21 protein-coding genes are annotated in these 22,008 nt (G+C 60.4%); 9 read left to right on the forward strand and 12 right to left on the reverse strand.

Going from position 1 to position 22,008, the window contains the following annotated elements; translation table 11 throughout:
• Positions 1-202 precede the first annotated feature (202 nt).
• Both ABLV30_RS25975 and ascF read right to left on the reverse strand, forming a co-directional pair.
• Entirely contained in the window at positions 203-1,627 is a 1,425-nt protein-coding gene (locus ABLV30_RS25975; RefSeq protein WP_032694625.1) for a 6-phospho-beta-glucosidase, read from the reverse strand.
• 26 nt (positions 1,628-1,653) lie between these two features.
• Positions 1,654-3,096, reverse strand: coding sequence for a PTS cellobiose/arbutin/salicin transporter subunit IIBC (gene ascF / locus ABLV30_RS25980; protein WP_064375640.1), 1,443 nt, complete (start codon positions 3,094-3,096; stop codon positions 1,654-1,656).
• Between the two features lie 256 nt (positions 3,097-3,352).
• Between ascF and ABLV30_RS25985 the strand changes: the two genes are divergently transcribed.
• The 4 genes from ABLV30_RS25985 (at position 3,353) to ABLV30_RS26000 (ending at position 8,285) form a co-directional block, all read left to right on the forward strand.
• The gene (locus ABLV30_RS25985; RefSeq protein ID WP_025107280.1) at positions 3,353-4,366 is read left to right on the forward strand and encodes a LacI family DNA-binding transcriptional regulator; all 1,014 of its coding nucleotides are present in this window, start codon (positions 3,353-3,355) and stop codon (positions 4,364-4,366) included.
• Between the two features lie 134 nt (positions 4,367-4,500).
• The gene (gene hydN, locus ABLV30_RS25990; protein ID WP_048260191.1) at positions 4,501-5,028 is read left to right on the forward strand and encodes an electron transport protein HydN; all 528 of its coding nucleotides are present in this window, start codon (positions 4,501-4,503) and stop codon (positions 5,026-5,028) included.
• Between the two features lie 12 nt (positions 5,029-5,040).
• On the forward strand, positions 5,041-7,260 hold the full coding sequence (gene hypF / locus ABLV30_RS25995) for a carbamoyltransferase HypF (protein ID WP_064406069.1): 2,220 nt from the start codon (positions 5,041-5,043) through the stop codon (positions 7,258-7,260).
• An 11-nt stretch (positions 7,261-7,271) separates the two neighbouring features.
• Positions 7,272-8,285, forward strand: coding sequence for a HoxN/HupN/NixA family nickel/cobalt transporter (locus ABLV30_RS26000; protein WP_025107282.1), 1,014 nt, complete (start codon positions 7,272-7,274; stop codon positions 8,283-8,285).
• Between the two features lie 122 nt (positions 8,286-8,407).
• On the opposite strand, the gene norW is transcribed toward ABLV30_RS26000, so the two are convergent.
• Together norW and norV are read right to left on the reverse strand one after the other, a co-directional pair.
• On the reverse strand, positions 8,408-9,541 hold the full coding sequence (gene norW / locus ABLV30_RS26005; RefSeq protein WP_038424877.1) for an NADH:flavorubredoxin reductase NorW: 1,134 nt from the start codon (positions 9,539-9,541) through the stop codon (positions 8,408-8,410).
• Positions 9,538-10,983 (reverse strand): anaerobic nitric oxide reductase flavorubredoxin, encoded by a 1,446-nt coding sequence (norV, locus tag ABLV30_RS26010; protein WP_109241295.1) that lies wholly within the window; start codon positions 10,981-10,983, stop codon positions 9,538-9,540. Before norV ends, norW begins: the two co-directional genes overlap by 4 nt.
• A 187-nt stretch (positions 10,984-11,170) precedes the next feature.
• On the opposite strand from norV, the gene norR reads away from it, so the two are divergent.
• Positions 11,171-12,715, forward strand: coding sequence for a nitric oxide reductase transcriptional regulator NorR (gene norR, locus ABLV30_RS26015; RefSeq protein WP_265800399.1), 1,545 nt, complete (start codon positions 11,171-11,173; stop codon positions 12,713-12,715).
• Here norR and gutQ read toward each other — a convergent pair.
• From gutQ to srlA, 7 genes are all read right to left on the reverse strand, one after another.
• On the reverse strand, positions 12,678-13,643 hold the full coding sequence (gutQ, locus tag ABLV30_RS26020) for an arabinose-5-phosphate isomerase GutQ (RefSeq protein WP_032750970.1): 966 nt from the start codon (positions 13,641-13,643) through the stop codon (positions 12,678-12,680). The genes norR and gutQ overlap by 38 nt on opposite strands.
• A complete protein-coding gene (locus ABLV30_RS26025; protein ID WP_004104826.1) occupies positions 13,636-14,409 on the reverse strand; it encodes a DNA-binding transcriptional repressor in 774 nt (257 codons plus the stop codon). Before ABLV30_RS26025 ends, gutQ begins: the two co-directional genes overlap by 8 nt.
• Before the next feature lie 68 nt (positions 14,410-14,477).
• Positions 14,478-14,837, reverse strand: a complete 360-nt coding sequence (gene gutM / locus ABLV30_RS26030) for a transcriptional regulator GutM (protein WP_014839303.1) — start codon at positions 14,835-14,837, stop codon at positions 14,478-14,480.
• A gap of 127 nt (positions 14,838-14,964) precedes the next feature.
• Entirely contained in the window at positions 14,965-15,744 is a 780-nt protein-coding gene (srlD, locus tag ABLV30_RS26035; protein ID WP_014226518.1) for a sorbitol-6-phosphate dehydrogenase, read from the reverse strand.
• Between the two features lie 17 nt (positions 15,745-15,761).
• A complete protein-coding gene (gene srlB, locus ABLV30_RS26040; RefSeq protein ID WP_004132227.1) occupies positions 15,762-16,124 on the reverse strand; it encodes a PTS glucitol/sorbitol transporter subunit IIA in 363 nt (120 codons plus the stop codon).
• A gap of 13 nt (positions 16,125-16,137) precedes the next feature.
• Positions 16,138-17,115, reverse strand: coding sequence for a PTS glucitol/sorbitol transporter subunit IIB (locus ABLV30_RS26045; RefSeq protein WP_348865692.1), 978 nt, complete (start codon positions 17,113-17,115; stop codon positions 16,138-16,140).
• A complete protein-coding gene (srlA, locus tag ABLV30_RS26050; RefSeq protein ID WP_004104818.1) occupies positions 17,112-17,675 on the reverse strand; it encodes a PTS glucitol/sorbitol transporter subunit IIC in 564 nt (187 codons plus the stop codon). Before srlA ends, ABLV30_RS26045 begins: the two co-directional genes overlap by 4 nt.
• 262 nt (positions 17,676-17,937) lie before the next feature.
• Between srlA and mltB the strand changes: the two genes are divergently transcribed.
• The 4 genes from mltB to ABLV30_RS26070 all read left to right on the forward strand — a co-directional run bounded on the left by mltB (position 17,938) and on the right by ABLV30_RS26070 (position 21,675).
• The gene (gene mltB / locus ABLV30_RS26055; protein WP_009651581.1) at positions 17,938-19,014 is read left to right on the forward strand and encodes a lytic murein transglycosylase B; all 1,077 of its coding nucleotides are present in this window, start codon (positions 17,938-17,940) and stop codon (positions 19,012-19,014) included.
• A 203-nt stretch (positions 19,015-19,217) separates the two neighbouring features.
• Positions 19,218-19,928, forward strand: a complete 711-nt coding sequence (locus tag ABLV30_RS26060; RefSeq protein ID WP_161506263.1) for an ATP-binding cassette domain-containing protein — start codon at positions 19,218-19,220, stop codon at positions 19,926-19,928.
• Positions 19,925-20,788 (forward strand): metal ABC transporter permease, encoded by an 864-nt coding sequence (locus tag ABLV30_RS26065; protein ID WP_014226515.1) that lies wholly within the window; start codon positions 19,925-19,927, stop codon positions 20,786-20,788. Before ABLV30_RS26060 ends, ABLV30_RS26065 begins: the two co-directional genes overlap by 4 nt.
• An 8-nt stretch (positions 20,789-20,796) precedes the next feature.
• Positions 20,797-21,675 carry a metal ABC transporter substrate-binding protein gene (locus ABLV30_RS26070; protein WP_265800457.1) on the forward strand — a complete coding sequence of 293 codons (879 nt, stop codon included), beginning with the start codon at positions 20,797-20,799 and terminating at the stop codon, positions 21,673-21,675.
• A gap of 36 nt (positions 21,676-21,711) precedes the next feature.
• On the opposite strand, the gene ABLV30_RS26075 is transcribed toward ABLV30_RS26070, so the two are convergent.
• Complete coding sequence (locus tag ABLV30_RS26075; protein ID WP_025107287.1) at positions 21,712-21,939, reverse strand: hypothetical protein; 228 nt, start codon at positions 21,937-21,939, stop codon at positions 21,712-21,714.
• Positions 21,940-22,008: the final 69 nt, after the last annotated feature.

Consider the following 22,008-nt stretch of genomic DNA (forward strand, 5'->3'; position numbering starts at 1 on the left):
GGGCGTTGATGAACCTGTAGCCGGAAGTTCGGTCAGGGGAGCAAGCGTACTTTTTCCCGGGTCGCGGCGTAAACGCCTTACCCGGGCTACCGGTCTGCGGGCGTTGATGAACCTGTAGCCCGGCTAAGCGTAGCGCAAGCCGGGAAAATTTCCGTTTTGCAGGTGTTTGTTAAGCTGAGGCTCCCTCAGTCTGCGGGGCACACTACGCCAAATCTTCCCCATTGCTGGCAATCACCTTCTTATACCACCAGAACGACTTTTTGCGTTTTCGCGCCAGCGTGCCGCGTCCGGCATCGTCGCGGTCGACGTAGACAAAGCCGTAGCGCTTGCTCATCTCGCCGGTGGAGGCGGACACCAGATCGATACAGCCCCAGCTGGTGTAGCCCATCACCGGAATGCCATCCTCGATGGCGTCACCCATCGCTTTAATATGCTCGCGCAGATAGCTGATGCGGTAGTCGTCGTTAATCTCGCCGTTAGCGTCAATCTCATCCCGCGCGCCGAGACCGTTTTCCACGAGGAACAGCGGTTTCTGGTAGCGGTCATACATCATATTCATGGTGATGCGCAGGCCGAGCGGGTCGATGCCCCAGCCCCATTCGCTGGCCTGAATATGCGGGTTCTTCAGCGATTTAACGATATTGGCGGCGCTGGTGTTGCCGGCGTTCATCTCCGCCGACGCGCAGCGTGAAGCGTAGTAGCTGAAGGAGACGAAATCGACGGTATGGCGCAGGATCTCATCATCGCCCGCTTCTTTGGCGATGGTCACGCCTTTCTCGCGGAATACCCGCGCCGCCCATACCGGATACGCGCCGCGCGCCTGGACATCGATAAAGAACAGGTTCTCGCGATCTTTCTCCAGCGCCATCCACACGTCTTCCGGCTTACAGGAGTAGGGGTAGAAGTTGCCGCCCGCCAGCATACAGCCGACCTGATTTTGCGGATTCACCTCGTGGGCGATTTTGGTCGCTAAGGCGCTGGCGACCAGTTCGTGATGGGCGGCCTGGTATTTCACCTGCTCCTGATTTTCCCCCTCTTCAAACACCAGACCGGCGCCGGAGAACGGGCTATGCAGCATGATGTTGATTTCATTGAAGGTAAGCCAGTATTTCACCAAGCCATCAAAGGCTTCAAAGCAGGTGCGGGCGTAGCGGGTGAAGAACTCCACCATTTTTCGATTGCGCCAGGAGCCGTACTCGGTGACCAGGTGCATCGGCACGTCGAAATGGCACAGCGTCACCAGCGGCTCGATGCGGTGCTTTTTGCACTCCTCGAACAGCGAGCGATAAAAGGCGATCCCTTCCGGGTTCGGTTCCAGCTCATCGCCCTCAGGAAACAGACGGCTCCAGGCGATAGAGGTGCGGAAGACGCTAAAGCCCATCTCCGCCATCAGGGCGATATCTTCTTTATAACGATGATAAAAATCGATCGCCTCGTGGCTCGGGTAGAACTCATCGTCGCGCAGCGCGAAGCGTTTCTCCTGCCCCAGCTTGACCGCCAGGCGGTGCGCGCCGTGGGGAATCATATCGACGGTGGTCAGCCCTTTGCCACCCTCCAGATATGCCCCTTCGGACTGGTTGGCGGCCAGTGCGCCGCCCCATAAAAATCCCTGTGGAAAAGTCGCCATGCGTTACCTCGTTAACAAAATGGTGTTCAGGCGTGAGAAGCCTGGGTGCCGGCCTGGCGCTGTCTGGCGTCGGCGGCGGCTTCTTCTTGCGGAATATCTTCAAAGCCAAGCATTAGCGTCAGGACAAACGACAGCACTACCGCCAGCGCCATGACGCCGAAGACCCAGACGATGGTCATCGGATTGGCCGGGTCGAAAAACTGGACGCTGGTAAACAACCCCGGCGCCGCCATTGAGTGGCTGGCGAGCCCGGCAATACCGGCCACCGCGCCGCAGATAAAGCCGCTGATCAGGCTGGCGATCAGCGGTCGCTTCAGCCGCACCGCCACGCCGTACAGCGCCGGTTCGGAAATCCCCGCCAGAATCGCGGAAGCCGCGGCCGCCAGCGCCGTCTGGCGCAGCTCCGGGTTTTTGGTTTTCCACGCCACCGCCAGCGACGAACCGCCCAGCGACAGATTAGCGCCGATTTCCGACGGCATTACCATGCCCTCTTTGCCGGTTTCGGCGATGGTCTGAATGATAGTCGGGGTAAAGACCCGGTGCATCCCGGTCATTACCAGCAGCGGCCACAGGGCGCCCATGATCGCCACCGACAGCCAGCCGAGATAGCTGTGGATCGTATAGACCAGCGCGGAAATGGCGCTACCGATCCAGATGCCGAGCGGGCCAATCAGCAGAATCGACAGCGGAGCGGCGATCAGCACGATCAGCATCGGTTTAAGGAAGTTTTTTGTCACCGCCGGGGTGATACGGTCGACCCAGCGTTCGATATAGGAGAGGCACCAGGTCATCACCAGCGCCGGGATCACGGTATAGGTGTATTTCACCGCCGTCACCGGAATAAAGGCGAACTCCACGTGCTCGCCCTGGGCGGCTTTGGCCATCAGCTCGATAAAGCTCGGGTGTACCAGCACCCCGGCAATCGCAATCGCCAGCGACATATTGGTTTTGAACTTCACCGCCGCGGAGGCCGCAACCATCAGCGGCAGGAAGAAGAACGCGCCGTCGCCGATAACCGTCAGAATAGTCAGCGTTGTCGCGCCTTTGGGCAGCACGCCGGTCATCTCGAGGATCATTGCCAGCAGCTTAACCATCGATCCGCCGATAATCGCCGGGATCAGCGGCGACATGGTGCCGATCAGCGCGTCGAGGATCCCGGCGCCGATGCGTTTCAGGGTAATGGGCGGTTTCCCCTGCGGTTCGGCGGGGCGTAGATCCCCCGGCAGCAGCGCGACCACTTCGCGATACGCCTGGGAGACGGTATTGCCCACGATCACCTGGCACTGGTTATCGCTACGCACGACGCCGAGCACGCCTTTCAGCCCTTTGAGGGTGGCGCTGTCGACCCGCTCGTTGTCTTTGACCACGAAACGCAGGCGGGTCATGCAGTGGGTGACGGCGGCAACGTTATCTGCGCCGCCAATTGCCGCGATAATCTGCTGCGCCAGAGCTGCATAATTTTTAGACATAGGATTTTATCCTGTTTATCAATGGGGTACTGGCTTGTCACCGCGCCGGAAAGCGGAGCGGCATCATGCATACATAGGAAACCGGTTCCACAAAATCATGATTAGTTTCATGAATGCATACAAGAAATAAAAAAATAAGATCTTGATTTTGTGATTTTGATCGCTGTGTGCGCATCAGCGCGGGCGACGCGCAAATGCTGAAAAAGCGCAGCGCGTGCAGTACACTGCGGGCAACATTGGCAACAGGAATAACCACATGGCAACGATGCTGGAGGTAGCGAAGCGCGCGGGGGTGTCAAAGGCCACCGTTTCGCGGGTGCTGTCGGGGAACGGCTATGTCAGCCAGGAGACCAAAGATCGCGTCTTCCAGGCGGTGGCCGAAAGCGGCTACCGGCCGAATCTGCTGGCGCGCAACCTGGCGACGAAAAAGACCCAGACCCTCGGGCTGGTGGTGACCAACACCCTTTATCACGGCGTCTATTTCAGCGAACTGCTTTACCACGTGGCGCGGATGACCGAAGACAAAGGGCGGCAGCTGATCCTCGCCGACGGCAAGCACAGCGCGGAGGAGGAGCGCGAGGCGATTCAGTATCTGCTCGATCTGCGCTGCGATGCGATTATTATCTATCCGCGCTTTCTCAGCGTTGATGAGATGGATGAGATTATCGAAAATCATGAGCGGCCGATCATGGTGCTCAACCGCCGCCTGCGCCGCAACGCCAGCCACTGCGTCTGGTCCGATCAAAAGGCCTCGGCGATGATGGCGGTGGAAAAGCTTATCGCGCTGGGCCATCGGGAAATCGCGTTTATTACCGGTTCGCTGGATTCGCCAACCGGCGTAGAGCGTCTCTCGGGCTATAAAGACGCGTTGGCCCGCGGCGGCATTGCCCTGAATGACTCTCTGATCGTCGAAGGCCGCTGGACGCCGGAAACCGGCGCGGCGGGAGTCGAGACGCTGCGCCAGCGCCGCGTCGGCTATAGCGCGCTGGTGGCGAGCAACGACGATATGGCGGTTGGCGCGATGAAGCAGTTGCACCAGCTCGGCGTCAAGGTTCCGGAGCAGGTTTCGGTGGTGGGCTTTGACGATATCGCGCTGGCGCCGTTTATGGTGCCGGCGCTCTCCAGCGTCAAAGTCCCGGTGACGGAGATGATCAAAGAGAGCATCAACCGGCTGATCTTTATGCTCGACGGCGGCGATTTTAAATTTCAGCAAACCTTTTCCGGCGAGCTGATTGAACGCGACTCGATGGTTCCCGGCCCGCACGCCTGACGTCGTCAGCTGTCATCGTCACAACTGACGATGACAGTATCTTCCGTATTTATCTTCTTTAATATCAGTAAGATAAAAGTTGGAACGCATTATGCATACTCCGGCGCGTAACCTTCTTACAGCTGGAGAAATGGATGAACCGTTTCATTATCGCCGACGCGAGCAAATGCATCGGCTGCCGCACCTGTGAAGTGGCCTGCGTGGTCTCTCATCAGGAAAATCAGGACTGCGCCGCGCTGACGCCAAAAAGCTTTTTACCGCGTATTCACGTGATCAAAGGCGTTAATGTGTCGACGGCCACCGCCTGCCGTCAGTGCGAGGACGCCCCGTGCGCCAACGTCTGTCCGAACGGCGCGATCGGCCGCGATCAGGGCTTCGTCCACGTGATGCAGGAGCGCTGCATCGGCTGCAAAACCTGCGTGGTGGCCTGTCCCTACGGCGCCATGGAAGTGGTGGTGCGCCCGGTTATCCGCCACAGCGGCGCGGGGCTGAACGTGATGGCGGAAAAAGCCGAAGCCAACAAATGCGACCTTTGCCACCACCGTGAGGAAGGCCCGGCCTGTATGGATGCCTGTCCGACCCACGCGCTGATTTGCGTCGACCGCAACAAGCTCGAACAGATGAATATCGAAAAACGCCGCCGCACCGCGCTGGCCTGGTAAGCCGGTCGCGCAATGAACGGGGTGCAAATCCGCATTCGCGGTAAAGTGCAGGGGGTGGGATTCCGCCCCTTCGTCTGGCAGCTGGCGCAGCAGCTGGGGCTGCGCGGCGACGTGTGCAACGACGGCGACGGCGTGCTGGTGCGCCTTGTCGGCGATGATGCGCCATTTCTCGCCGCGTTAACCCGGCGCTGCCCGCCGCTGGCGCGTATCGACAGCGCGGCAGCGGCGCCTTTTGTCTGGGCCGCGCCGCCGCCGGGCTTTACCATCCGCCAAAGCGGGGCCGGAAGCATGCGCACGCAGATTGTGCCCGATGCCGCTACCTGCCCGGCATGCCTGGCGGAGATGAACAACCCGCGGGAGCGCCGCTACCGCTATCCGTTTATCAACTGCACCCACTGCGGGCCGCGCTTTACCATTATTCGCGCTATGCCCTACGACCGCCCGCTGACCTCTATGTCGCCGTTTCCTCTTTGCCCCGCCTGCGCGACGGAATATGGCGATCCCGCCGATCGCCGCTTTCACGCGCAGCCGGTAGCCTGCGCCGAGTGCGGGCCGCAGCTGGAGTGGCGCGGCCCGCAGGAGCATTTATTTGGCGAGGCCGCCTTAGATGCGACGATTGCTCGCCTGCTGGCGGGCGATATTGTGGCGGTGAAGGGGCTGGGCGGTTTCCATCTGCTGTGCGACGCCGGAAACCGCGAGGCCGTGGCGAAGCTGCGGGCGCGCAAGCATCGCCCGGCGAAACCGCTGGCGGTGATGCTGGCGACAACGGCGGGGCTCGATGAACCGGCGCTGACGCTGCTGACCTCTCCCGCCGCGCCGATCGTGCTGCTGGAGAAAACGCAGGTGGCCGGCCTGTGCGACCAGATTGCGCCAGGGCTTGCGGAAGTAGGGGGGATGCTGCCGTCTAATCCACTGCAGCATTTACTTTCGCAGGCGCTGGCGCGCCCATTAGTGATGACCTCCGGCAACCTCAGCGGCCGCCCGCCGGCGTTAACCAACGCCGAGGCGCTGGCGGATTTAGCCGGAATTGCCGACGGATTTCTGCTGCATAATCGCGAGATTGTGCAGCGGATGGATGATTCCGTGGTGCGGCAAAGCGGCGAGATGCTGCGCCGTGCCCGTGGCTACGTGCCTGACGCGCTGGCGCTGCCGCCGGGTTTCCACGACGTACCGCCGCTGCTGGCTCTCGGCGCGGATATGAAAAATACGTTCTGCCTGCTGCGCGGCGATGAAGCGGTGCTCAGCCAGCATTTTGGCGATCTCGATGAGGAGGGCGTCGAGGCGCAGTGGCGGCAGGCGCTGCGTCTGATGCAGGAGATTTACGCTTTTACCCCCCAGCGGGTGGTTGCCGACGCCCATCCCGGCTACCGCGCTTCGCGGTGGGCGGCGTCGCTGGCGCTTCCGGTGGACCGCGTGTTGCATCATCATGCCCACGCGGCCGCCTGCCTGGCCGAGCACCGCTGGCCGCGGGAGGGCGGCGACGTGATTGCCCTGACCCTCGACGGTATCGGGATGGGGGAAAACGGCGAACTGTGGGGCGGCGAGTGCCTGCGGGTCAACTATCGCGAGTGCGAGCATCTCGGCGGTCTGCCGGCGGTGGCGCTGCCTGGCGGCGACCTCGCGGCGCGTCAGCCGTGGCGCAATCTGCTCGCCCACTGCCTGGCCTTCGTCCCCGAGTGGCAGAATTATGCCGACACCGCCGCGCTGCGCCAGCAAAGCTGGCCGCTGCTGGCGCGGGCAATCGAGCGCGGTATTAATGCGCCGCAGGCATCGTCGTGCGGCCGTCTGTTTGACGCCGTCGCCTGCGCGCTGGGCTGCGCTCCGCTAACCCTGAGCTATGAGGGGGAAGCGGCGTGCCGTCTGGAGGCGCTGGCGGCGACCTGCGAAGGAGTTGAGCATCCGGCGACGCTACCGTGGCGCGATGGAAAACTGGATCTGGCGACGTTCTGGCAGCAGTGGCTGAGCTGGCAGGCGAGCCCGGCGCAAAAAGCGTGGGCCTTTCATGATGCGCTGGCCCGCGGGCTGGCGGCCATGATGCGCGATTGCGCGAACGCGCGGAATATTCACACGCTGGCCTTCGGCGGCGGGGTACTGCACAACCGCCTGCTGACGGCGCGATTGACCTTTTATCTGGCCGATTTTACTCTGCTCTTTCCGCAGCAGCTGCCCGCAGGCGATGGCGCGATTGCCCTCGGCCAGGCGGTTATCGCTGCGGCCCGCCTACAGGCTTAAAGGACACCGATATGATAGTGACGATTTTGCGTCAGCAGCCGCGCGCAGCGGCGCTGGTGCTGGCATTGATTGCCGCCAATTTGCTGGCCTGGGGCTGGGCGTTTACGGCGTTCGGCGGCAGCGGCGCGCTGATGGCCGCCAGCCTGCTGGCCTGGGGTTATGGTCTGCGCCACGCGGTGGACGCCGACCATATCGCGGCCATCGACAACGTGACCCGCAAAATGATGCAGCAGGGGAAGCGGCCTTTTGCCGTTGGCGCGTGGTTCTCGCTGGGGCATTCGTCGATTGTGGTGCTGGCTTCGGCGGCGATTGCCGCGACCGCCACCGCGTTTGGCCAGCAGATGAGCTGGTTTCACGAGACCGGCAGCGTTATCGGCACCGCCGTGTCGGCGCTGTTCCTGCTGGTGATGGCCTTTATCAACCTGGTTATTTTGCGCAGCGTCTGGCGCAGCTTTCGGGCGTGGAAGCAGGGCGAAAAGGTGAGCGATGAGGTCATGACCGGCGGCGGCATGATGAGCTGGTTGTTCGGTAAAACCTTCCGCCTGATTAGCCGCAGCTGGCAGATGTATCTGGTGGGCTTTCTGTTTGGCCTCGGCTTTGATACGGCGACGGAAATCGGCGTGCTGGGGATCTCCGCCGCCAGCGCGTCGAGCGGGGTGTCAATTTGGTCGATTATGGTTTTTCCGGCGCTGTTTGCCAGCGGGATGGCGCTGGTGGATACGCTCGATAACGTGCTGATGGTCGGCGCCTACGGCTGGGCGTTCAGCAAGCCGCAGCGCAAGCTCTATTACAATATGACCATTACCGGCACCTCGGTGGTGGTGGCGCTGTTTATCGGCGGTCTGGAAGCGCTGGGGCTGTTGATGGATAAGTTCTCTCTGAGCGGCGGCCTCTGGCGCTGGGTTGGCGCATTGAACGACCATCTCGGCGACGCAGGTTTTGTGGTGGTCGGGCTGTTCGTGGCCTGCTGGGTGCTGTCGGTGCTCAACTACCGCTGGCGCGGGTACGATAACCTGGCGCGGTAGGTTGGGCATTTCCCCGGCTCGCGCTGCGCTTAGCCGGGCTACAGGTTAATGGCCGTCTGAGATCCGGTAGCCCGGGTAAGGCGTTTACGCCGCGACCCGGGAATAACCTCATTTCATCGAGGTTAACTCACCAGCTGCTTGAGCAGGGCAAAAGCATCTTTCATGCGATCCTCGCTGACCACAAAAGCGCGCAGCTGGTTCTCGGCGTCAACGCCTTTCGCGACCAGGCCGTCTTTGGCGGCAACGATATTCCACGTCAGATCCTCGCGCCGGGTATCGCCCGCCAGGTGCAGCGGTAAATCCGGCGTTTTGACCTTCACCAGCATCGGCGGCAGCTTCAGTTCTCCCTGCTGGGCCAGCAGATTTTTACTCAGGCACATGGCGCTTAGCAGAATCGGCTGCAGAAAAGGCAGGACCATGCCGTTGATTTCCGCGCAGTCGCCGAGGGCGTAAATCGCCGGATGGCTGGTTTGCAGCTGGCTGTTCACCACCACGCCGCGGTGCGTCTGCAGTCCCGCATGCCGCGCCAGCGCCGTTTCCGGGCGTAAACCGGCGGCGGCCACCACCGCATCCACCGTCACCGTACGCTGGCGGTCAAGGGTGACGCGAATCCCGTCGGCGCTCTGCGCCAGGCTTTCCAGCTGGGACTTCAGCATCAGATGCACGCCCATGTCGGTCAGACGATGCTGCAGTCGGCTGCTGGCCTCGGGCGGCATCAGGGCCGACAGTACGCTGGCGGAGTTATCCACCACCGTCACCGCTTTGCCGGCGCGGCAGAAATCCATCGCCAGCTCGCAGCCAATCAGCCCGCCGCCAACGATCAGCACCCTTTTTGCATCGCGCAGCTGGCTTTGCGCCGCACCGTATTCCCGCTGGCTGTTCAGGGTCAGCATCAGCTCGCGGCCCGGCACCGGTGGGATAAACGGCGTCGCGCCGGTGGCCAGCACCAGTTTGTCATAGCGCCACTCGCGGTCCTGGCTCTTCACCAGGTGCTGCTCGGCGTCGATATCGCTGACCCAGGTATGCGGAAACAGGCGCAGATTGTACTGCTCGGCAAACTCGCCCGCCGTTTGCAGGGTCAGGTCGTCGGCGTTCTGCCCGCGGCTGACCACATGGCTGAGATCCGGTTTGTTGTACTCATCCATGCTGTCGGCGGCGATCAGGGTCAGCGGGATATTCGGGTCCTGCTTGCGAATATTTTTCACCAGCTGACGGGCCGCGAAGCCCGAACCGATGATGACGATGCCATCACTCATTTTGCCTCCGATGCCAGAACGTCAAACACATCTTTACCCAGCGAACACTCAGGGCAGAGGAAGTTATCCGGGACTTCGCTCCACGGCGTGCCCGGCTGGACGTCCTGGTTCGGTTCGCCCTGTTCGGGGTCGTAAATCCACTGGCAAACGCTGCACTGCATTTTCGGGCCGAGATCGGCTGCCGCTGGCGCTGCGCAGGGCGTTGCCTCAGGCGCGGCGTGTTTGGTCTGGCTCGCCGGCAGCGGGGAGAGGGCCCACTGGCGGGCGATTTCGCGGCCGTGCTCGCGGCACACTTCCAGCGCGTCGAGATCCGGGCGCCATTTGGCCTTCAGGCTCAGGGACATTTCAAAGCCCGCATCCTGTAAACGCGTGGACAGGCGGTCAACCGCGCCGCCGCTCCAGCCGTGGGAGCCGAAGGCGCTGGCGCGCTTGTTACGGAAACGCAGGCCGGTCATCTCCTCCACCAGCCCGGCGATTTTCGGCATCATCACGTTATTCATGGTTGAGGTGCCGACCAGCACGCCCTTCGAGCGGAACACGTTGGTCAGAATGTCATTTTTATCGCTGCGGGCGACGTTGAAAATTTTCACCGCCACGCGCGGATCCACGTCGGTAATGCCCTGGGCTATCGCGTCGGCCATCATGCGGGTGTTGTTGGACATGGTGTCGTAGAAAATCGTGATGCGGTCTTCCTGATAATCCGCCGCCCACTCGAGATATTTTTCGACGATCTGCGTCGGGTTATCGCGCCAGACCACGCCGTGGGAGGTCGCAATCATATCCACCGGCAGGTTAAAGCCGAGGATTTCGGTAATTTTCGGCGTCACCAGGCGGCTGAACGGGGTCAGAATATTGGCATAGTAGCGCTGGCACTGCTCGTAAAGCTCAACTTGGTCAACTTCATCATTAAACAGATGTTCATCGCAGTAGTGCTGGCCGAAGGCGTCGTTGCTGAACAGCACCGCGTCGCCGGTCATATAGGTCATCATGCTATCCGGCCAGTGCAGCATCGGGGTTTCCACGAAAATCAGCTGTTTGCCGTTGCCGATATCCAGGCTGTCGCCTGTTTTCACCACCTTAAAATTCCACTCCGGGTGATGATGGTGTCCGGTGATGGAGTCGATGGCGTTGGCGGTACAGTAAATCGGGGTGTCCGGGATCTGGGTCATCAGCTCGGTCAGCGCGCCGGCATGGTCCTCCTCAGCATGGTTGATAATGATGTAATCAATATCGGCGAGGTCGATTTCACCGCGCAGGTTCTGCACGAATTCACGGCTGAATTTATGATCGACGGTATCGATCAGCACATTTTTTTCTTCCCGGATGAGATAGCTGTTGTAGCTGCTGCCGCGCAGCGTTTTGTATTCAGTCCCGTGGAAATCACGCACTTCCCAGTCGCGTTGGCCAACCCAATGAATGTTATTTTTAACCAGAATAGACATAGCAACCTCAATTAATTCAGCAGTGTTCAAATAAGATGTTTTGCTTATATCAAGTTGCGTGCCAACTTTTTAAATAATTGAATTTAAAGTGTTTTAAGTTTTTTATTAAATCTGTTGATGTCAAATTGACAATGGTTAAAATAGTCGATATGACTACGTTTGGTGTCAAAATGACTATGAGGCGACAATGAGTTTCTCCGTCGAGGCCCTGGCGAAAATCGCCATTGATTTACAAAGCGATCTCGGCCATGCCGACCGTTTTTCGCGTTTGATTACCACCCTGCGGCAGATACTCGGCTGCGATGCTTCGGCGCTGCTGCGCTACGAGGCGCACCAGTTTGTGCCGCTGGCGATTGATGGCCTGGCCCAGGACGTACTTGGCCGACGCTTTGCCCTTGAAGGCCACCCGCGGCTGGAGGCGATTGCCCGGGCGGGGGACGTGGTGCGCTTCCCGGCGGATAGCGATCTGCCGGACCCTTACGATGGCCTGATCCCCGGACAGGAGAGCCTGAAGGTGCACGCCTGCGTCGGCCTGCCGCTGTTTGCCGGGCAAACCCTGATCGGCGCGCTCACCCTCGACGGCATGGATGCGGACCGTTTTGACAGCTTCAGCGACGAGGAGCTGCGCCTGATTGCCGCCCTGGTGGCCGGGGCGCTCAATAACGCGCTGCTGATCGCCCGGCTGGAGAATCAAAACGTGCTGCCGGAGCAGGCTATCGTGTATCCGGCAGCCAAACGTCAGGAGATGATTGGCCTGTCGGCGCCGATGCTGCAGCTGAAAAAAGAGATCGATATCGTCGCGGCTTCTGACTTAAACGTGCTGATTAGCGGCGAGACCGGCACCGGCAAAGAGCTGGTGGCGAAAGCGGTGCATCAGGGGTCGCCGCGGGCGGCCAATCCGCTGGTCTATCTCAACTGCGCGGCCCTGCCGGAGAGCGTGGCGGAGAGCGAGCTGTTTGGCCACGTCAAAGGGGCGTTTACCGGGGCGATCAGCAACCGCAGCGGTAAATTTGAAATGGCGGACAACGGGACGCTGTTCCTCGATGAAATTGGCGAGCTTTCGCTGGCGCTCCAGGCCAAGCTGCTGCGGGTGCTGCAGTATGGCGATATTCAGCGCGTCGGCGACGATCGCAGCCTGCGGGTTGATGTGCGGGTGCTGGCGGCCACCAACCGCGACCTGCGTCAGGAGGTGGTGGAGGGGCGCTTTCGCGCCGACCTGTATCATCGCCTGAGCGTGTTTCCGCTGTCGGTTCCGGCGCTGCGCGAGCGGGAAAGTGATGTAGTGCTGCTGGCCGGCTATTTTTGCGAACAGTGCCGTTTGCGTATGGGGCTGGCGCAGGTGATTTTAAGCGAAGCGACGCGGGCCAGGCTGCTCGCCTGGTCATGGCCGGGCAACGTACGCGAACTGGAGCACGCGATTCATCGGGCGGTGGTGCTGGCGCGGGCGACGCAGGCGGGTAATGATATCGTGCTGGAGCCGCAGCATTTTCAGCTGGCCGGGGAAGCGCCAGCCTTGCCGACCGTCAGCCCGCAGCCGGCGGCGGAAGCGGTGAGCCTGCGCGAGGCGACGGAGGCGTTCCAGCGCGAAGCGATCGCCAGCGCGCTGGCTGCTAATGGCCGCAGCTGGGCCGCCGCCGCCCGCGCGCTGGGGCTCGACGTCGCCAACCTGCACCGGCTGGCGAAGCGTCTGGGGCTTAAAGGATCCCGGCCTGATAAAAATTCTGCAGGTTAATCGCGCCGACCAGCTGGCCGCTTTCATCCACCACCGGAGCGGCGCTGATTTTATGCTTCATCAGGCGCTCTTTGGCTTCTATCGCGCGGCTTTCCGCTTGCAGAGTGACGCCGTTGCGGGTCATCGCCTGGCTGACGATATCCTGTAAGCTGCCGCCGCCCACCAGCCAGCGGCGCAGGTCGCCGTCGGTAAAGACGCCCTGCACGTGATTGCGCTCATCGCAGACCGCCACCAGCCCCAGGCCGGTGCGGCTGAGTTCGAGCATCGCGTCCATGACGCTGGTGTCGTTGGCGACGCGCGGCACGTCGACGTCGCGGCGCATCAGATGGTGAACTTTGTTCAGCAGCCGCGCGCCCAGCGCGCCGGCCGGGTGCGAACGGGCGAAATCTTCTTCGTTAAAGCCGCGGGCCTGCATGACCGCCATGGCCAGCGCGTCGCCGAGCATCAGGGTATTGACGGTGCTGGAGGTGGGCGCGAGGTGCATCGGGCAGGCTTCACGCTCTACGGCAATATCAAGCACCGCTTTGGCCGCCAGCGCCAGCGGTGAAGTGGATTTACCGGTCATCGCCAGCAGCGGAATTGATTTTTCCTCCAGGCGCGGAACGATAAGATCCAGCTCTTTAGCGCTGCCGGAGTAAGAGATAAACAGCATCACGTCGCGGCTGTCGAGCATGCCGAGGTCGCCGTGCAGCGCTTCCGCCGGGTGAACAAAAAATGCCGGGGTGCCGGTGCTGGCGAAGGTGGCGGCCAGCTTTTTACCAATATGACCCGATTTACCGATACCGGAGACGACCAGTTTGCCCTCGCAGTGGATAATGGTTTCCGCCGCGCGGATGAAGTCGTCGCCCAGGCGTTCAGGCAGGCGGCTCGCCTCCTGAAGCTCCAGCATCAGGGTCTGGCGTCCGGCTTCTAACAGAAAGTTACTCATGATGTTCTCCAGTAATAATGACTTCGATGCCTTTGTCTTCCAGCGCCCGCTTAAATTCCGGGCTGATATCGGCATCGGTAATCAGTTTGTCTACGCTCTCCAGGCCGCAGACGATATTGGGACTTTTGCGGCCAAACTTCGACGAGTCGGCCATCAGGATAACTTCGCGGGCGGCATTGCACATCGCTTTGCTGACCGTATAAACCTCATTAAAGGTGGTGACGCCGGCGATTAAATCAATGCCGTCGGTGCCCATAAACAGTCGATCGAAGCTGAAGTGTTCGAAGGCGTTTTCCGCCAGCTGGCCGTGAAAGGAGGCCGATTTTTTGCGGAACGTGCCGCCCGGCATCAGGATGGTTTGTTCGTTATCCAGTTCGGAGAGGGCGTTGACGATATGCAGGCTGTTGGTCATCACGGTAATGTTATTGAAGCGGCTGAGCATCGGCACCATTTGCAGCACCGTACTGCCGGCGTCAAGAATGATCGAGTCGCCATCGTGAATAAAGCTGACCGCGGCTTCGGCAATCCGCTCTTTTTTATGGGTGTTGATCAGCGTTTTGTGGTCGATGGGCGGATCGGCCTCGTCTTTATTTAACACCACGCCGCCGTAAGTGCGGATAACGGTACCGGCATTCTCAAGGATCACCAGATCCTTACGGATGGTGGTGCCGGTGGTGTCGAAGTGTTGCGCCAGCTCTTCGACCGAGCATTTGCCCTGCGATTGCAGGTGCTCGAGAATGGCTGCCTGGCGCTGACGTGGTTTCATAGGCGTTGTATCCTGCGTTTAAAGTTTCGAAATGATAATTTCGCAAGATATTAACGTTCACAACGAAATTATCCATGTTTCGGATTAAGCGCTAATGATAGTGCATTCTGACAGAGCGGATCATTGGGAAAGATCACATCAGGCTGCAATTCCTTAAGATGCTTACCGGTGAGGGCGGGAATTTTTTGCGGCCTGGCGAAGACGGTGAGGCCTTTCATTAACAGCGTATCGCGAATGCGGTCGTTTTCGTCGACGGCGATGGCGACGACGGCGCGCGGCTTGAACCGCCCCGAGGAGCGGCCGACGCCGACGCGTCCCTGCTGGCACAGCCGATCGAATGCGCGATTGAACTGCCTGATCTGCCAGCCGCCAAAGGCGAGCTGGGTTATCCAGGCGATGGCGGCGATAGTGATAAGTGCGGTAACCATAAAAGTCTCCTTAAGGTGTGCGATATTTCCCCGGAGGCGGCGCGTTGCGCCTTACCCGGGCTACGGATCGGCGCGGGGTGCCGGTTTTGTAGCCCGGATAAGCGCAGCGCAATCCGGGACCTCTGGTTTAAAACATCACCTGCCCGCCGGTGACGTTGATGGACTGCCCGGTGCAGTATGAAGCCTGCGGACTGGCGTAAAACATCAGCACGTTAAGTACGTCCTGGTAATCGCAGCCGCGCTTCAGCGGGACTTTGTCGATGTAATACTGCTCGACCTGCTCCTCCGGGATCCCCAGCTTGGTGGCGTACTGCGGCAGCAGAGACTGGAACATCGGCGACTTCAGCAGGTTGCCGAGCATCAGGGAGTGCACGGTAATCCCGTACTCCGCGAGGTCCAGCGCCAGCGACTGCGTCAGCCCCACGCCGCCGAACTTCGCCGCGCTATAGCCGGAGTTATGCTTGCTGCCCACTTTGCCGGATTTAGAGTTGATCTGGATGATGCGACCTTTAATGCCGTCGCGGATCATCAGGCGAGAGAACTCGCGGGCGCAAAGGAAGTAGCCCACCAGATTCACCTGCAGCGAACGGTCGAAATCCCCCAGCGCGAAGTCGCTGATAAACGCCGCTTTAGCGATCCCGGCGCTATAGACCAGCAGGTCGACGCGGGAAAATATTTCGTCTACCCCGCGGGCGAGGGCGACCACGCTGGCTTCGCTGGTGGCGTCCGCGCCGAAGCCCCACGCCGTGCCTTCGCCATGTTCTGCATTGATGGCCTGCGCGACGCGGGTCGCTTTATCGCTCTGAATATCGACCACCGCCACGCGATAGCCTTCTGCGGCAAGCCCGCGACACAGAAACTCCCCTAAGGTTTGTCCCCCACCGATGACAACAGCAACCTGATTCATAATTTTCTCCTTACAGCTTAAGCAACAAATTTCAGTACGCAGCCGGCGGCGATGCCTTCCGGCACCGGCCCCGCCACGTGTACGGTTCCGGGGAATTCCGCTTCGCGGTGGCCGTCAAAGCGCAGCGTGATATGGCCCAGCTCGCGCAGGTTCTGCTCGGCGACGTCGCCGACGGCGGTGACCGGGTAGCGCAGCTCGCCGAGCTGCAGCTCAGCGCCCGGCACCAGCGCGCCGGAGAGCTCGCCGTGGTTGTGAATAAAGCAGTACTCTTCGATATCGGCCGGGGCGCCTTCGCGGAAGGTGATCAGCATCTGCTCGTCCAGCGCCATCGCCGCGCTGGCGCCGATATGCGTAATGGTGGTCTGGTAAATCACGGTCATCTTCAGGCACCTCTTATTGGTAAATAAATCCGGAAACGAACCAGGCGATCAGCACCGTTGGCGCGCCGGTCAGGAAGCGGCTCACCAGTACCGACGGTACGCCGACGCGCACGGTGTCCTGGCGCGCTTCCGCCAGCGACAGGCCAACCGGGATAAAGTCGCAGGCGGCCTGGGCGTTAATGGCGAACAGCGCGGGCAGGGCGAGATGCGGCGGAATATTGCCAAGGCCAATCTGCACGCCAATCAGCACGCCGATAACCTGGGCGATGACCGCGCCGGGGCCGAGAAACGGCGACAGCAGCGGGAAAGAGCAGATCAGCGCCAGGGTGACGAGGCCCAGCGGATGGCTGGCGAGCGGCGCCAGGCCGTGGGCAATCCAGTCGCCGATGCCGGAGGCCATGATGATGCCGATCAGCGCCGCGACGAAGGCCATAAACGGCAGAATGGTTTTCAGCACCGTATCGATGGTGTCGCGCCCGGCCTGGAACAGCACCGCCACGACCGAGCCCATCCCCATACCAACTTTGGCCAGCAGGCCGTCGCTCTGCTCGGTTATTTTCTTGCTGGTGTCATAGTCGCGGGCCGCCAGCTGGGCAGGCGCGGCCTGCGGGGCCGGGGAGGGACCCTCTTCCAGCGCGAAAATGTTCTCTTCTTTGACGCCGGAAACGTAAATGTCTTCGACGATGTACTGCGCCAGCGGACCCGATTTGCCGGTCGCGTGGATATTAATGGTCGGGATGCGGCGCTTCGGGTAGATACCGCAGCGCAGGGTGCCGCCGCAGTCGATAATCGCCACGCCGATTTCCGCTTCCGGCGGTTCGCCCTCTTTGAAGCCATCGACCGCCTGCCAGCCGGTGAGGCGGGCAATTTTATCGACGATCGCCGGGCGGGTGCCCGCGGTGATATAGACAATCTTTTTACCGGCAACGGCGTCCAGTTCGAGCGGGCCGCCCCAGCCGCCGGCGCCTTTTTCAATGCGAATACGGGTCATGATGTCGCTCCTGACAGATGCACTTTCTGCTCAAGCTGGATGGCCATTTTTTTCTCAAAAATCGACGTGGTCAGGTCGGTCACCCAGCCGCGGAAGAAGTTCGTCACCAGGCCCACCAGCAGATAGCTCACCGCCAGCGGCCCTAACGGTAGACCGAGGGTGGTTAGCCCGTTGGCGATCCCCAGATAGACGAACAGTTCGCCGGGGTTGATGTGCGGAAACAGGCCGTTCATTGAGTGGCAGCTGTAGGAGGCCGCCGCGTAGTAGCTCGGTTTGTATTTCTCGGGCATAAAGCGCCCAAGGCTCAGGGTCATCGGATTACAGAAAACGAAGGTGCCGATGCAGGGCAGCAGCAGGTAGCGGGAGATCGGATTACCGGCGCAGCGCTGCGCCAGCTTTTCGATCCGCTGCTGACCAATAAAGTTGATCAGCGCGTTCATGATCACCAGCAGACTGATCAGCAAAGGCAGGATCCCGGTGACCATACCGGTGAACACCTCGCCTCCCTTCTGAAACAGGCCGATAAACCATTCGGCGCCGTGGGTAACGACTTCAATCATTGTTCTCTCCTTCAGCGTGTTATTTTTCTTGCTAACTGGCAGCTAATTTTAATCATTTTAAAAGGTTTAAAATTGTTATATTGATCGCAAAATGAAAGATAAATATTTTATTTTGAAAGATTGTGACTGGAGTGAACGAAGGATCCGGCGGGGCGAGAGGAAAAAGGGCGATAAAAAAGAATTTACATTGCCGCCGCTTCCTTGTGAGCGGGCGCATGCTTTACCATAATTACCCCTTGCCGATTTGTTAAATGGATGTCCCATGTTGAAGCGTCGTTCCCTGGCTTTACTCCCCCTGTGCGTTCTCCTCGCTGCCTGCAGCAGCAAACCTCAAACTCCTGCGGAAAAGGAAATGGCGGGCGGTACGGGCGGTTTTTTACTCGAGCCGCAGCATAACGTGATGGAGATGAGCGGCGATTTCGCCAATAACCCGGCGGCGGAACAGTTCATTGATAAAATGGTGAGCAAGCACGGCTTCGACCGACAGCAGCTGCATCAAATTCTCTCGCAGGCCAAACGCCTGGACTACGTGCTGCGTCTGATGGACCGTCAGGCGCCCACCGGACTGCCGCCGTCAGGGCCAAACGGCGCCTGGCTGCGCTACAAAAAGCAGTTTATTACCCCGGATAACGTGCAGAACGGTGTGGCGTTCTGGAACCAGTATCAGGATGCGCTCAACCGCGCGTACCAGGTATACGGCGTGCCGCCGGAGATTATCGTCGGGATTATTGGCGTCGAGACCCGCTGGGGGCGGGTGATGGGGAAAACCCGCATCCTTGATGCGCTGGCGACGCTGTCGTTTAACTATCCGCGCCGCGCAGAATACTTCTCCAGCGAGCTGGAAACGTTCCTGCTGATGGCGCGCAGCGAACAGGATGACCCGCTCGATCTGAAAGGCTCCTTCGCCGGCGCGATGGGCTACGGTCAGTTTATGCCCTCTTCTTACAGGCAGTACGCGGTGGACTTTAACGGCGACGGGCATATCAACCTGTGGGATCCGGTCGATGCGATCGGCAGCGTAGCGAACTACTTCAAGCAGCACGGCTGGGTGAGCGGCGATCTGGTTGCGGTACAGGCGCTGGGCCAGGCGCCTGGGCTGAACAATGGGTTCAAAACCAAATACAGCGTCTCGCAGCTGGCGGCGGCGGGACTTACCCCGACTCAGCCGCTGGGTAACCACCAGCAGGCGAGCCTGCTGCGTCTGGATATCGGCACAGGCTACCAGTACTGGTACGGTCTGCCGAACTTCTACACCATTACCCGCTATAACCACAGCACCCATTACGCGATGGCCGTCTGGCAGCTCGGTCTGGCGGTTTCTCAGGCCCGGATGCAGTAATCCCGTCTTCTGTGCTCCTCTCCGTCCGGAGAGGAGTCTGTAACATTTTGCAGCATTTCCTTTTGTTGACGCCAATTTACATTCCGCGCTTCTTTTAATATTGTTATGTTATAACGTTTTATTGAGGCGTAAACATTGACTTCCTTATTGATGACTTCAGGCATCGCCCGGCTGGCGATGGCCGGCGTGCTGCTGGCCGCCCTGTGGCTGGCAACCTGGTGGGCGGTATCGCTGCCATGATAGAGCTCGATCATCTGGTGGCTGGCTATGAAGGGCTGGCGATCGCGCCGTCCCTTAGCGGCACGATTGCAACGGGGAGTATGACGGCTATCGTCGGCCTGAACGGCTGCGGGAAATCGACGCTGTTAAAGACGCTGGCCGGATTTATCCCGCCGGTCAGCGGCCGCCTGAACTGGCGCGACGGACGGCCGGTTATCGGCTGGCTGGCGCAGCGGCATGCGCTGGAGTCGCAGTTTCCGCTCACGGTGCAGGATGTCGTCAGCCAGGGGGCCTGGCCGCAGGTATCGTTGCTGCGCGGGCTCGGGGGGGAGGTGCGCCAACGTATCGTCGCGGCCATAGCGCGGGTGGGGCTGCTAGCGATGGCGAAAACGCCGATTGAGGCGCTCTCCGGCGGCCAGTTTCAGCGCATGCTCTTCGCGAGGGTGATGGTGCAGCGCGCGCCGCTGGTGATGCTCGACGAACCGTTTACCGGCATCGACGAAGCCACCTGCCGTGAGCTGATGGCGCTGATCCTGGAAATGCATCAGCAGGGGCAGACGATTCTGGCGGTGCTGCACGATAACCAGCGGGTCGCCGACTATTTCCCGGAAACGATGCTGCTGACGCCGCAGCGCGCCCGCTGGGGCAGTACGCCTGATGTGCTGCCCGCCTTTCACTCCGCGAGGCTGGCATGATCTGGCACACCTTCATTCAGCCCTTTATCGAGTTTGGCTTTATGCGCCGCGCGCTGGTGGTGTGCCTGGCGCTCTCGCTGAGCACGACCATGCTCGGCGTCTTCCTACTTTTACGCCGCATGAGCCTGATGGGCGATGCGCTCTCGCATGCGATTTTGCCCGGCGTGGCGGTGGGCTACCTGCTTAACGGGATGTCGCTGCTGGCGATGACCGTCGGGGGTTTTATTGCCGGCATTGCGGTGGCGCTGGTGGCGGGGTGGGTCAGCCGACGCACGCTTTTAAAAGAGGATGCCAGCTTTGCCGGATTTTATCTCGGCTCCCTGGCGCTGGGCGTCACGCTGGTCTCGCTGCGCGGCTCTAACGTCGACCTGCTGCATCTGCTGTTCGGCTCGATTCTGGCGGTAGACCGCGATTCGGCGCTGTTTGTGACCGGCGTTGCCAGCCTGACGCTGATTTGCATCGCCCTGTTTTATCGCGGCCTGGTCAGCGAAGCCTTCGACAGCGTCTGGCTTCAGGTGAACGCGCGAAGAGTGCCTGCGCTGCTGCACGGCCTGTTCCTCGCCCTGCTGGTGCTCAATCTGGTGGCCGGGTTTCAGGTGCTCGGCACGCTGATGGCGGTGGGAGTCATGATGCTGCCCGCGGTCGCGGCGCGCTGCTGGGCGCGGACGCTGCCGGGCATTCTGCTGCTGGCGGCGCTGATGGGCGGTTTTTGCGCGTGGATGGGGCTGAGCCTGTCGTGGGCGGCGAATTTGCCTGCCGGACCCGCCATTGTGCTGACCGCCAGCGGCCTCTTTTTTGTATCGGTGTTTTTTGGCTCGCGCAGCCGGCTGGTTGTCGGCTGGCGTAAATTAATGGGGTAAGGACAATGATGAAACGTACCGGGATATGGCTGGCGCTGGCGCTGGGTCTGGCATCGCACGGGGTGATGGCGAAAACGCTAAACGTGGTGAGCAGTTTTTCCGTGTTGGGCGATATGGTGCAGCAGATTGGCGGCGAACATGTGCATGTGGATACGCTAGTGGGGCCGGACGGCGATCCGCATACCTTCGAGCCCTCGCCGAAAGAGAGCGCGCTGCTGAACAACGCCGATGTGGTGGTGGTCAACGGCCTGGGGCTGGAGGGCTGGCTGGACCGGCTGATTAAAGCATCCGGATTCAAAGGCGAGCTGGTGGTGGCTTCCCGCGGAGTCAAAACCCACACGCTTGAAGAAGATGGCGCAACGGTAACCGATCCGCATGCGTGGAACAGCGCCGCGAACGGTGCGCTGTACGCGCAGAATATCCTCAACGGCCTGGTGAAAGCCGACCCGGAAGATAAGTTGGCGCTGGAGGCCTTCGGCAAGCGCTATATCAGCCAGCTTAACGAGATCGATCGCTGGGCTAAAAGCCAGTTCACCGCCATTCCACAGGCAAAGCGTAAGGTTCTGACCAGCCATGATGCTTTCGGCTATTTTGGCCGCGCCTATGGCGTGACTTTCCTCGCGCCGCAGGGGCTATCTTCGGAAAGTGAGGCCAGCGCGGCGCAGGTGGCGGCATTAATTCGACAAATTAAAGCCGACGAGGTGCATACCTGGTTTATGGAAAATCAGCTGGATCCAAGACTGGTTAAACAGATTGCCAGCGCGACGGGCGCGCAGCCGGGAGGAGAGCTCTACCCTGAAGCCCTCTCTCAACCGGGCGGCGTGGCGGACAGCTACGTGAAAATGCTGCGTCACAACGTGGAGCTGATCGCGGCGAGTATGAAATAAATAAAAACCGGCCCGCGATGGGCCGGTTATCCGCCGCTATGGTTCTGCGAGTATCTGCTTGATTTTCTTGTTCAATGTGAATCCACTGGCAATACAGCCCACGCCCAGCAGGATCTGTACGCCTTCGAACAGCGGGTTGAATGAGCGGGTGAAAATATGCAGTAGCGCGGTTAGCAGCGAAACTGTGCCGCATACAAACAGGCACAGGCGCACCTGGCGAATTTTTTTCACGTTCTGCTCTGAGGTAAGCGTTGCTTTGGCCATTCCTGGTAACCTCTCATTTAACTCTTCCTTATATGTGCGGTGAATTGTGACACCGGCGCCCCCGGGCGG

It is taken from the genome of Klebsiella sp. CN_Kp113, assembly GCF_040064585.1.
Taxonomy (GTDB): Bacteria; Pseudomonadota; Gammaproteobacteria; order Enterobacterales; family Enterobacteriaceae; genus Klebsiella; species Klebsiella michiganensis.